15 protein-coding genes are annotated in these 16,143 nt (G+C 74.8%); 13 read left to right on the top strand and 2 right to left on the bottom strand.

Annotated features, from left to right (window positions below):
* The first annotated feature begins 17 nt into the window (after positions 1-17).
* From pepN to GA0070606_RS22870, 9 genes are all read left to right on the top strand, one after another.
* Positions 18-2,534 carry an aminopeptidase N gene (pepN, locus tag GA0070606_RS22830; RefSeq protein WP_091104013.1) on the top strand — a complete coding sequence of 839 codons (2,517 nt, stop codon included), beginning with the start codon at positions 18-20 and terminating at the stop codon, positions 2,532-2,534.
* Between the two features lie 70 nt (positions 2,535-2,604).
* Positions 2,605-3,201 (top strand): nicotinate-nucleotide adenylyltransferase, encoded by a 597-nt coding sequence (nadD, locus tag GA0070606_RS22835; protein ID WP_091104016.1) that lies wholly within the window; start codon positions 2,605-2,607, stop codon positions 3,199-3,201.
* 110 nt (positions 3,202-3,311) lie between these two features.
* Positions 3,312-3,722: a ribosome silencing factor gene (gene rsfS, locus GA0070606_RS22840; protein WP_091104018.1), complete on the top strand. Its 411-nt coding sequence runs from the start codon at positions 3,312-3,314 to the stop codon at positions 3,720-3,722.
* A complete protein-coding gene (locus tag GA0070606_RS22845; RefSeq protein WP_091104021.1) occupies positions 3,719-4,345 on the top strand; it encodes a histidine phosphatase family protein in 627 nt (208 codons plus the stop codon). Before rsfS ends, GA0070606_RS22845 begins: the two co-directional genes overlap by 4 nt.
* Before the next feature lie 39 nt (positions 4,346-4,384).
* Complete coding sequence (locus GA0070606_RS22850) at positions 4,385-5,242, top strand: DegV family protein (protein WP_091104023.1); 858 nt, start codon at positions 4,385-4,387, stop codon at positions 5,240-5,242.
* Between the two features lie 171 nt (positions 5,243-5,413).
* A complete protein-coding gene (locus GA0070606_RS22855) occupies positions 5,414-6,376 on the top strand; it encodes a ComEA family DNA-binding protein (protein WP_091104026.1) in 963 nt (320 codons plus the stop codon).
* Positions 6,377-6,417: 41 nt separating this feature from the next.
* The gene (locus tag GA0070606_RS22860; protein ID WP_091104029.1) at positions 6,418-8,814 is read left to right on the top strand and encodes a ComEC/Rec2 family competence protein; all 2,397 of its coding nucleotides are present in this window, start codon (positions 6,418-6,420) and stop codon (positions 8,812-8,814) included.
* Between the two features lie 125 nt (positions 8,815-8,939).
* A complete protein-coding gene (holA, locus tag GA0070606_RS22865; RefSeq protein WP_091104031.1) occupies positions 8,940-9,920 on the top strand; it encodes a DNA polymerase III subunit delta in 981 nt (326 codons plus the stop codon).
* Positions 9,917-10,369, top strand: coding sequence for a hypothetical protein (locus GA0070606_RS22870; RefSeq protein WP_245724774.1), 453 nt, complete (start codon positions 9,917-9,919; stop codon positions 10,367-10,369). Before holA ends, GA0070606_RS22870 begins: the two co-directional genes overlap by 4 nt.
* Before the next feature lie 195 nt (positions 10,370-10,564).
* Here GA0070606_RS22870 and rpsT read toward each other — a convergent pair whose 3' ends face one another.
* The gene (gene rpsT / locus GA0070606_RS22875; protein WP_091104033.1) at positions 10,565-10,831 is read right to left on the bottom strand and encodes a 30S ribosomal protein S20; all 267 of its coding nucleotides are present in this window, start codon (positions 10,829-10,831) and stop codon (positions 10,565-10,567) included.
* 218 nt (positions 10,832-11,049) lie between these two features.
* Positions 11,050-12,036 (bottom strand): phosphotransferase family protein, encoded by a 987-nt coding sequence (locus GA0070606_RS22880; RefSeq protein WP_245724775.1) that lies wholly within the window; start codon positions 12,034-12,036, stop codon positions 11,050-11,052.
* 89 nt (positions 12,037-12,125) lie between these two features.
* Between GA0070606_RS22880 and GA0070606_RS22885 the strand changes: the two genes are divergently transcribed.
* The 4 genes from GA0070606_RS22885 (at position 12,126) to GA0070606_RS22900 (ending at position 16,119) form a co-directional block, all read left to right on the top strand.
* Positions 12,126-12,662, top strand: a complete 537-nt coding sequence (locus GA0070606_RS22885) for a DUF4240 domain-containing protein (RefSeq protein WP_091104037.1) — start codon at positions 12,126-12,128, stop codon at positions 12,660-12,662.
* Between the two features lie 134 nt (positions 12,663-12,796).
* A complete protein-coding gene (gene lepA, locus GA0070606_RS22890) occupies positions 12,797-14,674 on the top strand; it encodes a translation elongation factor 4 (RefSeq protein WP_091104040.1) in 1,878 nt (625 codons plus the stop codon).
* 435 nt (positions 14,675-15,109) lie between these two features.
* A complete protein-coding gene (locus tag GA0070606_RS22895; protein ID WP_091104043.1) occupies positions 15,110-15,397 on the top strand; it encodes a GlsB/YeaQ/YmgE family stress response membrane protein in 288 nt (95 codons plus the stop codon).
* A 434-nt stretch (positions 15,398-15,831) separates the two neighbouring features.
* Positions 15,832-16,119: a GlsB/YeaQ/YmgE family stress response membrane protein gene (locus GA0070606_RS22900; protein WP_091104043.1), complete on the top strand. Its 288-nt coding sequence runs from the start codon at positions 15,832-15,834 to the stop codon at positions 16,117-16,119.
* Positions 16,120-16,143: the final 24 nt, after the last annotated feature.

Here is a 16,143-nt window from a genome sequence, read left to right on the forward strand (position 1 = left end):
TCGGGCAGGATAAGCGGATGCCGAGCCTGACCCGTGTAGAGGCGACCGCGCGTGGCGCGGCGATCACCGTCGAGTCCTATCAGGTGGACCTCGACCTGACCGGCGGCGGCGAGCGGTTCCGCTCCCACGTCACCATCCGCTTCCGGGCGACCCCCGGCGCGGAGACCTTCGCCGAGGTCAGGCCCGCGACGCTGCTCGCGGTACGCCTCAACGACCGGGAGCTCGACCCGGCCACGCTGGACGACAACCGGCTGCCGCTGGCCGGGCTGGCCGAGGCCAACACGCTGACCGTCGCCGCCGAGATGGCGTACACGAACACCGGCGAGGGGATGCACCGCTTCGTCGACCCCGCCGACGGCGAGACCTACCTCTACGCCATGTCCTTCCTGGACGACGTGCAGCGCATCTTCGCCGCGTTCGACCAGCCCGACCTGAAGGCGCCGGTCACCCTCTCGGTGACGGCCCCGGAGCACTGGGTCGTCGCGGCCAACGGCCGGCTCGCCGACAACCCGGGGCCGGGGCGCTGGGAGTTCGCCCCGACGGCGCCGCTGGCGACGTACTTCGTCTCGCTGGTCGCCGGGCCCTGGCACGTGCGGCGCGACGAGCACGACGGCATCCCCCTCGGCCTCTACTGCCGGCGTTCGCTCGCGCCGCACCTGGACGCCGACGCCGAGGAGATCTTCACCGTCACGAAGCAGTGCCTCGACCGGTTCCACCGGCTCTTCGCCGAGCGTTACCCCTTCGAGAAGTACGACCAGGCGTTCGTGCCGGAGTTCAACGCCGGCGCGATGGAGAACCCGGGCCTCGTGACCTTCCGGGACGACTACGTCTTCCGTTCGGCGGTCACCGACACCCAGCGCGAGCTGCGCGCCACCACCATCGCCCACGAGATGGCCCACATGTGGTTCGGCGACCTGGTCACCATGCGCTGGTGGGACGACCTCTGGCTCAACGAGTCCTTCGCGGAGTACCTCGGCACCCGGGTCACCGCCGAGGCCACCCGCTTCGACCGGGCCTGGACGACCTTCGCCCTGCGGCGTAAGGCGTGGGGCTACGCCGCCGACCAGCGCCCCTCCACCCACCCGGTGGCCCCGCAGGAGGTGGCCGACGCGGCCCAGGCGCTGCTCAACTTCGACGGCATCTCGTACGCAAAGGGCGCCAGCGTGCTGCGGCAGCTGGTCGCCTGGCTCGGCGACGACGCCTTCCTCGCCGGCCTCAACGCGCACTTCGCGAAGCACCGGTTCGGCAACGCCACCCTGGCCGACCTGCTCGGCAGCCTCGGCGCGGCGAGCGGGCGCGACCTGTCCGGCTGGGCCGAGCGCTGGCTGCGGGCGGCGCAGGTCAACACGCTGCGCGCCGAGGTGGCCGTCGACGCGGACGGCCGCTACACCGAGGTGGCGATCGTGCAGACCGCCCCGGCGACGCATCCGGTGTCGCGGCCGCACCGCGTCGGGATCGGCCGGTACGCCGCCGACGGGACGGTCACCCGCGCGGAGGTCGACCTCGACCCGGGTGCCGAGGGTGGCCGGACCGTCCTCCCGGAGCTGGCGGGGGAGCCGGCGGCGCGGCTGCTGCTGCCCAACGACGGCGACCTGACCTTCGCGAAGATCCGGCTCGACCCGGCGTCGGCGGAGGCCGCGCCGACGGTGCTGCCCGCCCTGACCGACCCGTTGGCCCGGGCGCTGCTCTGGGGCGAGGCGCTGGACGCCGCCACCGACGGGGAACGGCCGGTCACCGGCCTGGTCGCCCTGATCGCCGCCGCGCTGCCCGTCGAGACCGAGGTGATCATCGCGGAGGACGTGCTCACGCTCAGCCGCTCGCTGGTCGACCGTTACCTCGACCCGGCCGCCCGCGAGGCCGCGCTGGCGCAGATCGCCGGGGCGTGTCGCGGGCTGCTCGACGGTGCCCCGGCCGGCGGGTCCCTCCAGCTCGCCGCCGCCCGGGGCTGGATCGCGGCCACGACCGACGCCGACCTGCTGACCGGCTGGCTCGCCGGCCGGGACGTCCCGGCGGGGCTGGCGGTCGACGCCGAGCTGCGCTGGGCGGTGCTGCGCCGGCTGGTGGTGCTCGGCGCGGCCGGGGCGGCGGAGATCGCCGCGGAGGCGGCGGCCGATCCCAGCGCCACCGGTGCCGAGCGGGCCGCCCGCTGTCGGGCGGCGCTGCCCGACCCGGCGGCCAAGCAGGCCGCGTGGGAGATCATCGTGTCGAACACGGAGCTGTCCAACCGGCTCGTCGAGGCGACCGCCGAGGGCTTCTGGCAGCCCGAGCAGGCCGAGCTGACGAGCGCATACGTCGAGCGGTACTTCGCCGACATGCCGGCCGCCGCGCGGGCGCGTACGCCCTGGGTGGCGGACCGGGTCGCGAACCTGGCCTTCCCCCGCTACGCCGTGGCGCAGCCCACCCGGGAGGCGGCCGCGGCGCTGCTGGCCCGCGACGACCTCACCCCCGGCCTGCGCCGGGTGGTGACCGACGCCGACGACGACCTGCGCCGGGCGTTGGTGGCGCGGACGGCGGTGGCTGCCGCGTCGGCCTGAGCCGACGGGTGGACGCCGACGGCCGGCGACCCGGGAGGGGCGCCGGCCGTGCCCGGCCTACGATCATCGGATGGAGGAGGACATCCGGCGGGTCGGCATCATGGGCGGCACCTTCGATCCGATCCACCACGGGCACCTCGTCGCGGCCAGCGAGGTGGCGGACCGGTTCGGGCTGGACGAGGTGGTCTTCGTGCCCACCGGCCAGCCGTGGCAGAAGGCGGACGAGCCGGTCAGCCCGGCGGAGGACCGCTACCTGATGACGGTGATCGCCACCGCCTCCAACCCGCGTTTCCAGGTCAGCCGGGTCGACATCGACCGGGGCGGGCCGACCTACACGGTCGACACGCTGCGCGACCTGCAGGCCGAGTACGGCCCGAAGGTGCAGCTGTACTTCATCACGGGGGCCGACGCGCTGGAGCGGATCCTCTCCTGGAAGGACCTGGACGAGATCTTCGAGCTGGCCCACTTCATCGGTGTCACCCGGCCCGGCTTCGAGCTCACCGACGCGCACCTGCCCGCAGACACGGTGAGTCTGGTGCAGGTTCCGGCGATGGCCATCTCGTCCACGGACTGCCGGGCCCGGGTCGCCCGGGGCGAGCCGGTCTGGTACCTCGTGCCGGACGGTGTGGTGCAGTACATCGCCAAGCGGCGCCTCTACCAGCAGTGATTTGACACCGTATCGGGCGGTTCGGGAGGGTAACACGGCGAAACTGGCGAGTCGGGATTCCGCCGTGTGTGAGACGCTTGGAGGATCGCACGGTTGATCGAAGGAGTACGGTGACAGTTTCCGAACGCGCTCACGAGTTGGCTCTCGCCGCCGCCCAGGCCGCGGCCGACAAGAAGGCGCAGGACATCGTCATCATCGACGTGGGCGATCAGCTCGCCATCACCGACGCGTTCCTGCTCGCCTCGGCTCCCAACGAGCGGCAGGTGCTCGCCATCGTCGACGCCATCGAGGAGCGCCTGCTCCAGCTGCCGGAGAAGGCCAAGCCGGTCCGCCGCGAGGGCGAGCGGGGCGGCCGGTGGGTGCTGCTCGACTACGTCGACATCGTGGTGCACGTCCAGCACACCGAGGAGCGCGAGTTCTACGCCCTCGACCGGCTGTGGAAGGACTGCCCGACGATCCCGTTCGTCGACCGGGACCTCGTCGACGCCGAGTCCGGCGCCGGCTCCGCCGCCGCCGAATGACCCGTCTGATCGTCTGGCGGCACGGCAACACCGACTGGAACGCCGCCAGCCGGGTGCAGGGGCAGACCGACGTGCCGCTCAACGACCTCGGCCGCGAGCAGGCCCGCGCCGCCGCGCCCCTGCTCGCCGCGCTGCGGCCGGACGCCATCGTCGCCAGCGACCTGAGCCGCGCGATGGACACCGCCGCCGCGCTCGCCGCGGTGACCGGGCTGCCGGTGGGCACCGACCCCCGGCTGCGGGAGCGGCACTTCGGGCTCTGGCAGGGCCTGGTCCTCGCCGAGGCCGCCGAGCGTCACCCCGCCGAGTACGCCCGCTGGCGCGCCGGCGACCCGGATCCGGGTGCCGGCATCGAGACCCTCGACGACCTCGGCAAGCGGGTCGGTGCGGCATTCCAGGACGCGGCCGACCTCGCCCCCGGCGGCACCGTCGTGGTGACCACCCACGGCGCGGGCGCCCGCCAGGGCGTCGGTCAACTGCTGGGGTGGGAGCACGCGGTGCTGCGCACCATCGGGTCGCTGTCCAACTGCCACTGGACGGAGCTGCGGCACGACGACGCCCGCGGCTGGCACCTGCGCGCCCACAATGTCGGCCTGATCACCGTGCCGGCCACCGAGGCAGTCTGATCCCGGCGTTCCCCAGCCGGATCGGCTAGCGTGCCGGGCATGCCCGTCGCGGTCGTCACCGACTCCACCGCCTATCTCCCGTCCGAGCTGCTGCGCGCCCACCGGCTGACGGTGGTGCCGCTGACCGTCGTGCTCAACGGCGCGGAGGGGCTGGAGGGGGTGGAGACCACCCCGGCCGACGCCACCCGGGCGCTCGGCGGCCGGCGGGTCTCGGTGAGCACGTCCCGGCCCGCGCCGGAGCAGTTCGCGCGGACGTATCGGGAGCTGTTCGACGCCGGCGTGGACGGCATCGTCTCGGTGCACCTCTCGGCCGAACTCTCCGGCACGGTGGAGGCCGCCCGGCTGGCCGCCGCCGAGTTCGGCGACCGGGTCGCCGTGGTCGACAGCCGCTCGACCGGCATGGGCCTGGGCTTCCCGGCCGTCGTCGCCGCCACGGCCGCCGAGCGGGGCGAGGACCTTCCGGGCGTACGCGACGCGGCGCTCGCGGCGATCGCCCGCACCAGCATCTGGTTCTACGTCGACACGCTGGAGTTCCTGCGCAGGGGCGGCCGGATCGGCGCGGCCGAGGCGCTGCTCGGCACCGCCCTGTCGGTCAAGCCGATCATGCACATGCCGGACGGCGCGATCGTCGTCAGGGACAAGGTGCGCACCGCCAGCCGGGGCATCGCCCGCCTGGTCGACCTGGCCGTCGAGGCGGCCGGCGACGACGAGGTGGACCTGGCCGTGCACCACCTGGCCGCCCCGCAACGGGCCGACGCGCTGCTGGAGGCGCTGACCGTCCGGCTGGGCGACCGGCTGCGCCACGCGTACGTCTCGGAGGCGGGCGCGGTGGTCGCCGCGCACGCCGGACCGGGCCTGGCCTGCGTGGTCGTGCACCGCCGCCCGACCGCCGAGTAGCGTCGATCCCCACGGGGGGACGCTCCGTCTTCGGCCCGGATCCGGAGGCCCACTGACCTGCGGCGTGCCGGGGCCTAGCACAGCTCCGGCATGATCAGGCGGTTGTCCACAGGTGGTCCCGCCGTCCACAGCCCACCCGCCGGGCGGCCACCGCCGTCCTAGCCTCGCCTCGTGTCAGACGACGAGGAGACGGTGGTCCGGGAACGGCTGCGCCGGCTGGTGACGGGCCCGCCCCCGGCGGTCGCCCCGGCGCGTCCGGCCCGCCCCGCCGAGCACACCGGATGGTCGCCGTCGGCCCCGGCCGTGCCCGACCTCGATGCGCCGCCGGGGGCCGGTCCCGGCAATGCTTCGACGTTGCGGCCGGCGCCGGCGCTCGCGTCCACCCCGGGCCGGCGGGCGAGCCCGGTCCCGGCCGGGTGGGCGGCGGAACCCGAGCCGTCGCCCGGGACCGAGCCGTCGCGGGCCGAGGCGGCGTCGCCCTCCCGGTTGCCAGGGCCGGGCGCGTTCGACCCCGGGCGGCGGGGTGTGCGGGCGCTGGCCGTCGTCGCCGTGCTGGTGGTGCTCGGTGCCGGCTTCTGGGCCTGGCGGTCCCGGCCGCAGGCCGAGCCGGTCCGGCCGGTGGCCACTGCCGGGCCGCCGGTGGCGTCGGAGGGCGGGCCGGTGGAGCCGGGGGCGTCGTCCCCCGACGGCGAGTTGGTGGTCGCGGTCGCCGGCAAGGTACGCCGCCCGGGGCTGGTCCGGGTGCCGGCCGGCGCGCGGGTCGCCGACGCCGTCGAGGCGGCCGGCGGGGCGCTGCCCGGGGTGGACGTGGCCCTGCTCAACCCCGCCCGCAAGGTCACCGACGGTGAGCTGATCCTGGTCGGCGTGGCCGCGCCGCCGGGCGCCGCGCCACCGCCCGGGACGGCGTCCGGCGGCGCGCCGGGAGCGGCCCCGGGACCGGGCGGCCGGCTCAACCTCAACACCGCGACGCTCGCGCAGCTCGACGCCCTGCCCGGGGTCGGCCCGGTGCTCGCCCAGCGCATCCTCGCCCACCGCGACCAGCACGGCGGCTTCCGTTCGGTCGGCGACCTGCGCCAGGTCGACGGCATCGGCGACGCCCGCTACGAGCAGCTCAAGGATCTGGTGACGGTGTGACGACGACGGGCGGACGACCCGCGCCCGGGACGTCCGGCCCGGTGAAGGAGCGGGGGACCGGCGTCCCCGACGAGCGGGGCGCGGACGGGCCGGACCTGCGGCTGGCCGGCCTGGCCGTCGCGGCCTGGCTCGCCGCGCTGGCCGGGCTGCACCTGAGCGTCGGCGCGGCGCTGCTGCTGGCGGCGGTGGCCGCCGGCGCGGCCGGCCTGGCCGGCCTGCACCTGGCAGGCGTCGTCGGCCGACCGTCCGTCCCGGTGCGGCGGTACGGCTGGATCGCCGTCGCGGTGCTGATCGGCGTGGTCTGCGGCGCGACGGCGACCGCCGCCCGGGTGTCGGTCCGCGACGCCGGGCCGGTGCGCGCCCTGGTCGAGCAGCGTGCCGTGGTCACCGCCGAGCTGGTCGTCCGCGACGATCCCCGGCCCGTACGCGGCGTCGCGGGGCGGCCGGCCACCCTGCTCGTGCCGACCGAGCTGACCGAGGTCACCGGCCCGGACGGGCGGCGCGTCGGCGCGCCGGTCCGCGTGCTGGTGCTCGCCGCCGATCCGGCCTGGAAGGGGCTGCTGCCGGGGCAGCGGGTGACCGCCGAGGGGCGCCTGGCCGCCCCTCGCGGCGGGGACCTGACCGCCGCCGTGCTGAGCGCGGCGGGGCCGCCTGAGCCGCGTGGCGCGGCGCCGACGTCGCAGCGGGCCGCCGGGACACTGCGCGCCGGCCTGCAACGGGCCTGCGCGCCGCTGCCGGACGAGCAGGGCGGGCTCCTGCCCGGTCTGGTGGTGGGCGACACGAGCCGGCTGCCGCCCACTGTGGAGGAGGACTTCCTCGCCACCGGAATGACGCACCTGAACGCCGTCTCCGGCTCCAACGTGGCCATCGTCGTCGGCGCCGTGCTGCTGCTGGCCCGCTGGGCGCGGGCCGGCCCGTGGCTGGCCGCGGCGCTGTGCGGGCTGGCGCTCGTGGGCTTCGTCATCCTGGTCCGCCCCTCGCCGAGCGTGGTGCGCGCCGCCACCATGGGCGCGATCGGGCTGGCCGCGCTGGCGGCCGGGCGTCCCCGGGCGGCGCTGCCCGCCCTGGCCGCCGGCGTGGCCGTGCTGGTGCTGCTCGACCCCGAGTTGGCCGGCGACGCCGGCTTCGCGCTCTCCGTCCTGGCCACTGGCGGTCTCCTGCTGCTCGCCCCGAGGTGGCGCGACGGGCTGCGCCGCCGCGGGGTGCCGGCCGGGCTCGCCGAGGCGCTGGCCGTGCCGGCCGCCGCCCAGCTCGCCTGCGCGCCGGTGGTGGCCGGCATCTCGGGCACGGTCAGCCTGGTCGCGGTGCCGGCGAACCTGCTGGCGGTGCCGGCGATCGCGCCCGCCACGGTGCTCGGCGTGCTGGCGGCGGCGGTGTCGCCCGTCTGGCCCGCCGGGGCGGAGTTCCTCGCGTGGCTGGCCAGTTGGCCGGCGTGGTGGCTGGTCACCGTGGCCCGGCACGGGGCACGACTGCCGGCCGGGACGCTGCCGTGGCCGGGCGGGGTGACCGGGGCACTGCTGTTGACCGGGCTGACCGTCGCGCTGCTGGTGGCGGCGCGACGCCCGGTGGTCCGCCGGTTGGTGGCGGTGGTCGTCGTCGCGGTGGTGGCCGGCGCGTTGCCGGTGCGGCTGGCGGCACCCGGTTGGCCTCCGCCGAACTGGGTGGTCGCCGCCTGCGCGGTGGGCCAGGGCGACACCGTCGTACTGCCGGTGGCGCCGGGCCGGGCCGTGGTGGTCGACGCCGGGCCGGACCCGGCGGCGGCGGACGGCTGCCTGCGCCGCCTCGGCGTACGCGAGGTCGCGCTGCTGGTGTTCAGCCACTTCCACGCCGACCACACCGGCGGTGTGACGGGCGTCTTCCGGGGGCGGCCGGTGGACGCCGTGCTCGCCCCGCGTTGGCCGGAGCCGGCGGCCGGTCGGGATCTCGTCCGTGCCGAGGCGGCGGCGCGCTCGGTGGAGGTGGTGCCCGCCCCGGCCGGCTGGCGGTACCGGGAGGGCGCGGTCGACCTGCTCGTCATCGGCCCGCCGTACCCGTTGCGGGGCACCCGGTCGGACCCGAACAACAACTCGCTGGTGCTGCTCGCCACCGTCGGCGGGGTGCGGATCCTGCTCGCCGGCGACGCCGAGACCGAGGAGCAGCGGGCGCTGCTGGACGGCCCACCGCCGGGCGGGTTGCGGGCCGACGTGTTGAAGGTGGCCCACCACGGCTCCGCCTACCAGGATCCGGCCTTCCTGGACGCGGTCCGCCCGGCGGTCGCCCTGGTGCCGGTCGGGGTCGGCAACACCTACGGGCACCCCAATCCGGCGGTGCTCGGGCGGCTGGCCCGGGGCGGGGCGCGGGTGCTGCGTACCGACACCGACGGGGACGTGGCGGCGGTGCTCGGCCGGTCGGGGCTCGCGGTCGTGACGCGCGGCACGCCGCCGGGCCGGCAGCCCTAGAAGATCGATGGAAATTCAAGGCTTTGGAGGCGAATTGAAATAAATGTCTGGATTTGCACTGAGTGCGGGCTCCGCCGTCACAGTGGCGGATGAGCAGGCTGGATCCGGCCACCGGCCGTGCGAATATGGGCGGCGTGACCGCCGCCAGTCTCGCCCCCATTCTGCTCGTTCTCGGCGACGAGGAGCTGCTCGCCACGCGCGCGGTCACCGAAGCCGTGGCCCGGGCCCGCAGTGTCGACCCCGACGTCGACGTCCGCGAGTACCAGGCCGGCTCCCTGGCCGTCGGCGAGATCGCCGAGATGCTCAGTCCGTCCCTCTTCGGCGGGCGGCGGGTGCTGGTGCTCCGCGCCGGTCAGGACGCCCGCAAGGACCTGGTGGCCGCCCTGTTGGCGTACGCGAAGAACCCCGACCCCGAGGTGCAGCTCGTCGTGCTGCACCTCGGCGGCGCCAAGGGCAAGGCGTTCGCCGACGGGCTGAAGGCGGCCGGCGCGACGGTCGTCCCGGCGGCCAAGCTGAAGGGGCACCGCGAACGGGTGGCGTTCGTGCGCGACGAGATCCGCCGTGCCGGCGGGAAGTGCACCGAGGACGCCGCCGAGGCGCTCATCGCGGCCGTCGGCAACGACCTGCGCGAGCTGGCCGCCGCCTGTTCGCAGCTGATGGCCGACACCGACGGTCGCATCGGCGCCGAGACGGTCGCCCGCTACTACCGGGGCCGGGTCGAGGTGACCGGCTTCACCGTCGCCGACGCCACCATGGTCGGCGACGTGCCGGCCGCGCTGGAAGCGTTGCGCTGGGCGCTGCACGTCGGGGTCGACCCGGTGCCGATCGCCGACGCGATCGCCGACGGCGTGCGCACCGTGGCCCGGGTCGCGTCCGCCGGGCGGGGCAGCCCCTACCAGCTCGCGAGCAGCCTGGGCATGCCGGCGTGGAAGATCGAGCGGGCGCAGCGGCAGGGGCGCGGGTGGACGCCGGAGGGCCTCGTCGAGGCGATGCGGGCCGCAGCCGAGTGCAACGCCGCCGTCAAGGGTGGGGCGGACGACCGGGCGTACGCCCTGGAGCGGGCCGTCTTCTCGGTCGCGGCCGCCCGGCGGGACGGCGCCCGGTGAGCGGAGCGCCCCGCGGCTCGTGGGCCACGATCCCGGCCGACGAGGAACGCTACCGCCCGCTCTACGCCAGGGCCCTCGGGCTGCGCGTGGTCAACCCGGGCGGGGTGCTCTGCTTCCTCTTCTTCGAGGGCGCCCTCGCCCTCGCCGCGCTGCTCGCCCTCGCCGAGCTGGTCACCTGGTGGGCCGTGCTGATCCTGCCGGCCACGGTGGCGGTGATGGTGAAGCTCAACGACATGGTGGCCGCGATGGTCGTCCGGTCCGCGGCCCTCGTGCCCGAGCAGGAGCGGGACCGTTTCCGCCGGCAGATGGAGCCCGTCGTCGGGCGGGCCAGGGTCGACTGGATCACGCACAGCGTGCCCGGTGTGGTCGTCACCGCCGAGCCGACGCCGCGGGCCGCCCGGCCCGAGCGCAGCCGGCCCGGCCAGCCGGACCCGCACCCGGGCACCTGAGGCGACCGGACCCGTGCCCCGCGCGGGCAGCGTCCGACGAATGCCCGGCCGGGCGGCCGGATCCCGGGCGACGTGCCGACCGGGCACGCCGAATGCCCGGCCGGTCATTCCGGCCGGGTGCGGAACGCAGAAGGGCAGACAGCCGGAAGCCCCGGGGAATGCCCGGGGCTTCCGGTCAGGTCTGAGGTCGCCGCGTCAGGCGGAGAGCGAGACCACGCGCTTGGCGATCGCGGACTTGCGGTTCGCGGCCTGGTTCGAGTGGATCACGCCCTTGCTGACCGCCTTGTCCAGCTTGCGCGAGGCGTCGCGCATGAGGATGGTGGCCTTCTCGACGTCACCAGCCTCCGCGGCCTCGTGGAACTTCCGGACGGCGGTCTTCAGCGACGACTTGACCGACTTGTTACGCAGCCGGCGCTTCTCGTTCTGCCGGTTGCGCTTGATCTGGGACTTGATGTTCGCCACGCGACAGCCTCGTCTTGATAGCTCGGGTTGGTCAGCTTTTGCGCGCGACGAGCATGCGTCATCGCTGCGCGAATAGCCAGGTTACCAGGTCGCCCGGGACGAGCCAAAACGGCTCCGTCCCACCCTGGTCGCCGCGCCCGGCCGGCGGCGGGCACGGGGAGCGGTCGCCGCGCCGGGCCGCCGGCGGACCTGGGCGCGGGGGTCGGTCCGGGCGCGGGTCAGGTCCAGCCCTGCCGGCGGGCGAGCCAGCCGAGCGACTGCTCGCCGCTCCACCGCTGGTGCGCCGGCAGGTGCGGGGACGCGGTCGCGGGTGCCGAGGCGGCCGTGGTGAGGAAGTAGCCGGACAGCGCGGCCAGGGTGGCGTCCAACGCGTCCGGGGGCGCGCCGGCCGCCGCCGAATGTCGGGCGAAGAGCGCGTCGGCGTCCAGGCCGCTGGCGTACGCGGTGAGGAGCAGGCCGGCCAGGTCGAACCAGGCGGGCCCGTGACAGAGCCAGGTCCAGTCGCAGAGCCAGGCCCGCCCGGTCGGGTCGACCAGCACGTTGTCCAGCCGCAGGTCGCCGTGGATCAGGCCGGTCGCGCCGGCGGCGTACCCGGGGAGCCGGGACTCCAGGGCGACCAGCTCGGGCAGGCGGTCCCGGGCGGGCGCGGGCAGCGACGGCGTCGGCTCCCGGCCGGCGGCCACCTCGCCCCACCAGAGAATGTCCTCGCGGGCCAGGTCGGCGAGGTGGGGCAGCCCGAGCCCGACCAGCGCCGCCGGGGGCGTGGTCAGCGCGGCGGCGACCTCGGCGTACCCGGCGAGGGTGGCGTCCAGCTCGGCGGGATCCCAGGGCATCCGGGGCGTGTGGCCGTCGACGGCGTCGAGGCAGAGCGCGTACCAGCCGGCCACGTCCAGCGTCCAGCGCGGGCGGGGGGCCGGCAGGCCGGCCGGGAGCCGGTCGAGGATCGCGGCCTCCCTGGCGTACCAGTCGACCAGGCGCGGTTGCTCGGCGGTGGCCGCCGCCTTGACGAAGGCCCGGTCTCCGGCGGCGGTGGTGACCACGGCGGCGAAGCCGCGGGTGAAGCCGGCGCCGGCGGTCCGGGCGGCGACGACCGGGGCGCGGAGCCGGTCGCCGATCGCGGCGCGCAGCGTCGCCGGCAACGTCTCCCAGGCCGGACGGCGGGCGGTCGCGTGGTACGGCACCGGGGGCGGGCAGGAGGGGAGCACGCCACCATGCTGCCCGGTTCCGGGTCCGGCGGCACCGGGACGCTCCGCCGGGGCGGGGGCGTCGGTACGGTCTGCCAGACTGCCAGCTCATGAGGACCGACGACTTCTGGCAGTTGATCGACCGGGCGCGCGCCGGCGGCGGGGGAGAGCCGCACGCGGTCGCCGCGCGGGCCGTCGCCCTGCTCGCCGAGCGCGACCCGGAGGAGATCGTCGGGTACGCCCGCCACCAGGCCCGGGTGCTGGCGGCCTCGCACAAGGCCGACCTGTGGGGCGCCGCCTACCTGATCAACGGCGGGGTCTCCGACGAGGGCTTCCACGACTTCCGCGGTTGGCTGATGACGCTGGGCCGGGAGGTCTTCGCCCGTGCCGTCGCCGAGCCGGACTCGCTGGCCGCGCTGCCGCAGGTGCGGGCGGCGTCGCTGAGCGGCGAGGAGTTCTCGGCCGGGGAGATGCTGGCGGTGCCGTGGGACGCGTACCGCAGGGCCACCGCCACCGACCTGCCGGCGGACCGGGAGCCGGCGCCCGTGCCGGACCTCAACGACCTCTGGGACTTCGACGACGAGGAGGAGGCGCGGCGGCGGCTGCCCCGGCTCGCCGCCCTCTTCGTCGAGCCGCCCGCCGAGTGACGCGGCGGGGCCCGGTCCGGTCGTCCTCGGGGCGGGGATCGCCCGCGCAGCGGGTGCGCGGCGGCGACGTGGGAGCATAGAGGGGGCCGGCGTCGCGCCGGCCTGCTCACGTCAGCCGACCAGAACGGACCGCTGTGCCACCGACGCTCGATTCCGGCGCGAACGCTCCTGGTGCCACCGACCCGGCGCGCATCCGGAACTTCTGCATCATCGCCCACATCGACCACGGGAAGTCGACCCTGGCCGACCGGATGTTGCAGCTCACCGGTGTGGTCGACCCACGGCAGATGCGTGCGCAGTACCTCGACCGGATGGACATCGAGCGCGAGCGCGGCATCACGATCAAGAGCCAGGCGGTCCGGATGCCCTGGACCGTCCGGGAGGGCGACCGGGCCGGCGAGACCGCCGTGCTCAACATGATCGACACCCCGGGCCACGTCGACTTCACCTACGAGGTGTCCCGGTCGCTGGCCGCCTGCGAGGGGGCGATCCTGCTGGTCGACGCCGCCCAGGGCATCGAGGCGCAGACCCTGGCGAACCTCTACCTGGCGCTCGAGAACGACCTGCACATCATCCCGGTGCTCAACAAGATCGACCTGCCGGCCGCCCAGCCCGAGAAGTACGCCGAGGAGTTGGCCCGCCTCATCGGCGGAGACCCGGCGGACTGCATCAGGGTCTCCGGCAAGACCGGCGAGGGCGTGCCGTACCTGCTCGACGAGATCGTCCGGCAGTTCAAGCCCCCGGTCGGCGACGCCGACGCGCCCGCCCGCGCGATGATCTTCGACTCGGTCTACGACGTCTACCGGGGCGTGGTCACCTACGTCCGGGTGATCGACGGGCGGATCAGCGCCCGGGACCGGATCAAGATGATGTCCACCGCCGCGGTGCACGAGCTGCTGGAGATCGGCGTCATCTCGCCGGAGATGGTGAAGGCCGACGCGCTCGGCGTCGGCGAGGTCGGTTACCTGATCACCGGCGTGAAGGACGTCCGCCAGTCCCGGGTCGGTGACACGGTCACCATCAACTCCCGGCCGGCGGCGGAGGCCCTGGGCGGCTACAAGGACCCGAAGCCGATGGTCTACTCGGGTCTCTACCCGATCGACGGTTCCGACTACCCCAACCTCCGCGAGGCGCTGGACAAGCTCAAGCTCAACGACGCCGCGCTCGACTACGAGCCGGAGACGTCGGGGGCGCTCGGCTTCGGCTTCCGCTGCGGCTTCCTCGGCCTGCTGCACCTGGAGATCATCCGGGAGCGGCTGGAGCGCGAATACAACCTCGACCTCATCTCCACCGCGCCGAACGTGGTCTACCGGGCCATCACGGAGGACGGCCAGGAGATCGTCGTGACGAACCCGAGCGAGTACCCGACCGGCAAGATCGCCGAGGTGTACGAGCCGGTCGTGCGCGCCACGGTGCTCACCCCGAACGACTACGTCGGCGCGGTGATGGAGCTCTGCCAGGGCCGGCGGGGCAGCCTGCTCGGCATGGACTACCTCTCCGCCGACCGGGTGGAGCTGCGCTACACGCTGCCCCTCGCGGAGATCATCTTCGACTTCTTCGACCAGCTGAAGAGCCGCACCAAGGGCTACGCCTCGCTGGACTACGAGCCCTCCGGCGAGCAGGCGTCCGACCTGGTGAAGGTCGACATCCTGCTGCACGGCGAGCCGGTGGACGCGTTCAGCGCGATCGTGCACAAGGACAAGGCGTACAACTACGGGGTCACCATCGCGGCGAAGCTGCGCAACCTGATCCCGCGCCAGCAGTTCGAGGTGCCGATCCAGGCGGCGATCGGCAGCCGGGTGATCGCCCGGGAGACCATCCGGGCGATCCGCAAGGACGTGCTCGCCAAGTGCTACGGCGGTGACATCAGCCGTAAGCGCAAGCTGCTGGAGAAGCAGAAGGAGGGCAAGAAGCGGATGAAGATGGTGGGCCGGGTGGAGGTCCCCCAGGAGGCCTTCATCGCCGCGCTCTCCTCCGACTCCGGCGACGGCAAGGCGCCCGGCAAGAAGTGACGCGCCGCCGGTCCGCCGGCGGATGACGACGTACGACGGCCGGCGCCCCCGGCCGGGCAGCGGACCTCCATCGGTTCCGCCCGGCCCGGGGGCGTCGGCCGTTCGCGTCGGACCGCCCGGCGGTCCCGCCCGCCCGGCCGTCCCGCCCGCCCGGCCGTTCGCGTCGGACCGCCCCGTGGCCCGACCTGCCCGGCGTGCCGGCCGTCCGCGGCGGAAATTTTCTACGGCTCGCCGTCGTCCGTCCCGTCCGCGCGGGACGGGGCGCCACCTGCGCGGACGGGCGCGCGGCGGTATTCGCGGCGCGGTACGCATCGACGTCTGACACCGTCTCCGGAACTGCGAACCGGTTTGGCCTTTCGGCCGGTCGGGAACATTGCGGTCACGACAGGAACACCACAGACCGTGGAATTGCTTATTCGCAGAAGGAGGGGCGACGTGGAGCTCACCGTTTGGGGCATCATCACTGCGCTCATCGTTGGTCTGATCGTCGGCGCTCTGGGTCGCCTGCTCGTGCCGGGCCGCCAGAACATGCCGATGTGGCTGCACATGCTGATCGGTGTCGGCGCCGCGCTGCTGGGCACCGTGCTGGCTCGGGCGATGGGTATCGCCACCGAGACCGCCGGTATCGACTGGGGCGAGCTGCTGGTCCAGGTGGTGCTGGCCGCCATCGCCGTGGCGCTGGTCGCCGGGGTGGGTCGTCGCCGCAGCGTCACCCACCGGTAATCCCCGCGCAGCCTGAACTCGAACGGGCGCCCGACCACCAGGTCGGGCGCCCGTTCCGCGTCCGTCCGACGCCGGTCGGGCGCCCGTTCCGTGCCCGCCCGGGCGACCGGACGGTTGTCCGTGCCGCGTCCGCCCGGGCGACCGGACCGGTGCCCGTTCCGGGTAGGCCCGGGCGACCGACGATCGCCCGTTTCCGCGTACGCCGAAGGCGCCGGACGGCCGCCGCAGCCCCGTCTGCGGGCCGCCCGTCGCCCGACGGTGGATCGACGGGCGTCGGTCGAGCGCGTGGCGGAGCGAGGGGTGCCCGGTTCGGGGTGGACGCGTATTCCGCGTGCCGCAAAGTCGGTTTGGGGCCGCGACGGGTCGGGAACTTAACGGTCACGACAGGAACACCACAGACCGTGGAATTGCTTATTCGCAGAAGGAGGGGCGACGTGGAGCTCACCGTTTGGGGCATCATCACTGCGCTCATCGTTGGTCTGATCGTCGGCGCTCTGGGTCGCCTGCTCGTGCCGGGCCGCCAGAACATGCCGATGTGGCTGCACATGCTGATCGGTGTCGGCGCCGCGCTGCTGGGCACCGTGCTGGCTCGGGCGATGGGTATCGCCACCGAGACCGCCGGTATCGACTGGGGCGAGCTGCTGGTCCAGGTGGTGCTGGCCGCCATCGCCGTGGCGCTGGTCGCCGGGGTGGGTCGTCGCCGCAGCGTCACCCACCGGTAATCCCCGCGCAGCCTGAACTCGAAC

Origin of the sequence: Micromonospora citrea, assembly GCF_900090315.1 — a bacterium.
GTDB lineage: Bacteria > Actinomycetota > Actinomycetes > Mycobacteriales > Micromonosporaceae > Micromonospora > Micromonospora citrea.

Excerpts from the sequence above, each read along its gene's own strand:
- GA0070606_RS22885 (WP_091104037.1), top strand. The coding sequence starts at position 12,126 with ATGAGGACCGACGACTTCTGGCAGTTGATCGACCGGGCGCGCGCCGGC.
- pepN (WP_091104013.1), top strand. The coding sequence starts at position 18 with ATGCCGAGCCTGACCCGTGTAGAGGCGACCGCGCGTGGCGCGGCGATC.
- GA0070606_RS22850 (WP_091104023.1), top strand. The coding sequence starts at position 4,385 with ATGCCCGTCGCGGTCGTCACCGACTCCACCGCCTATCTCCCGTCCGAG.
- holA (WP_091104031.1), top strand. The coding sequence starts at position 8,940 with ATGGGCGGCGTGACCGCCGCCAGTCTCGCCCCCATTCTGCTCGTTCTC.
- nadD (WP_091104016.1), top strand. The coding sequence starts at position 2,605 with ATGGAGGAGGACATCCGGCGGGTCGGCATCATGGGCGGCACCTTCGAT.
- GA0070606_RS22845 (WP_091104021.1), top strand. The coding sequence starts at position 3,719 with ATGACCCGTCTGATCGTCTGGCGGCACGGCAACACCGACTGGAACGCC.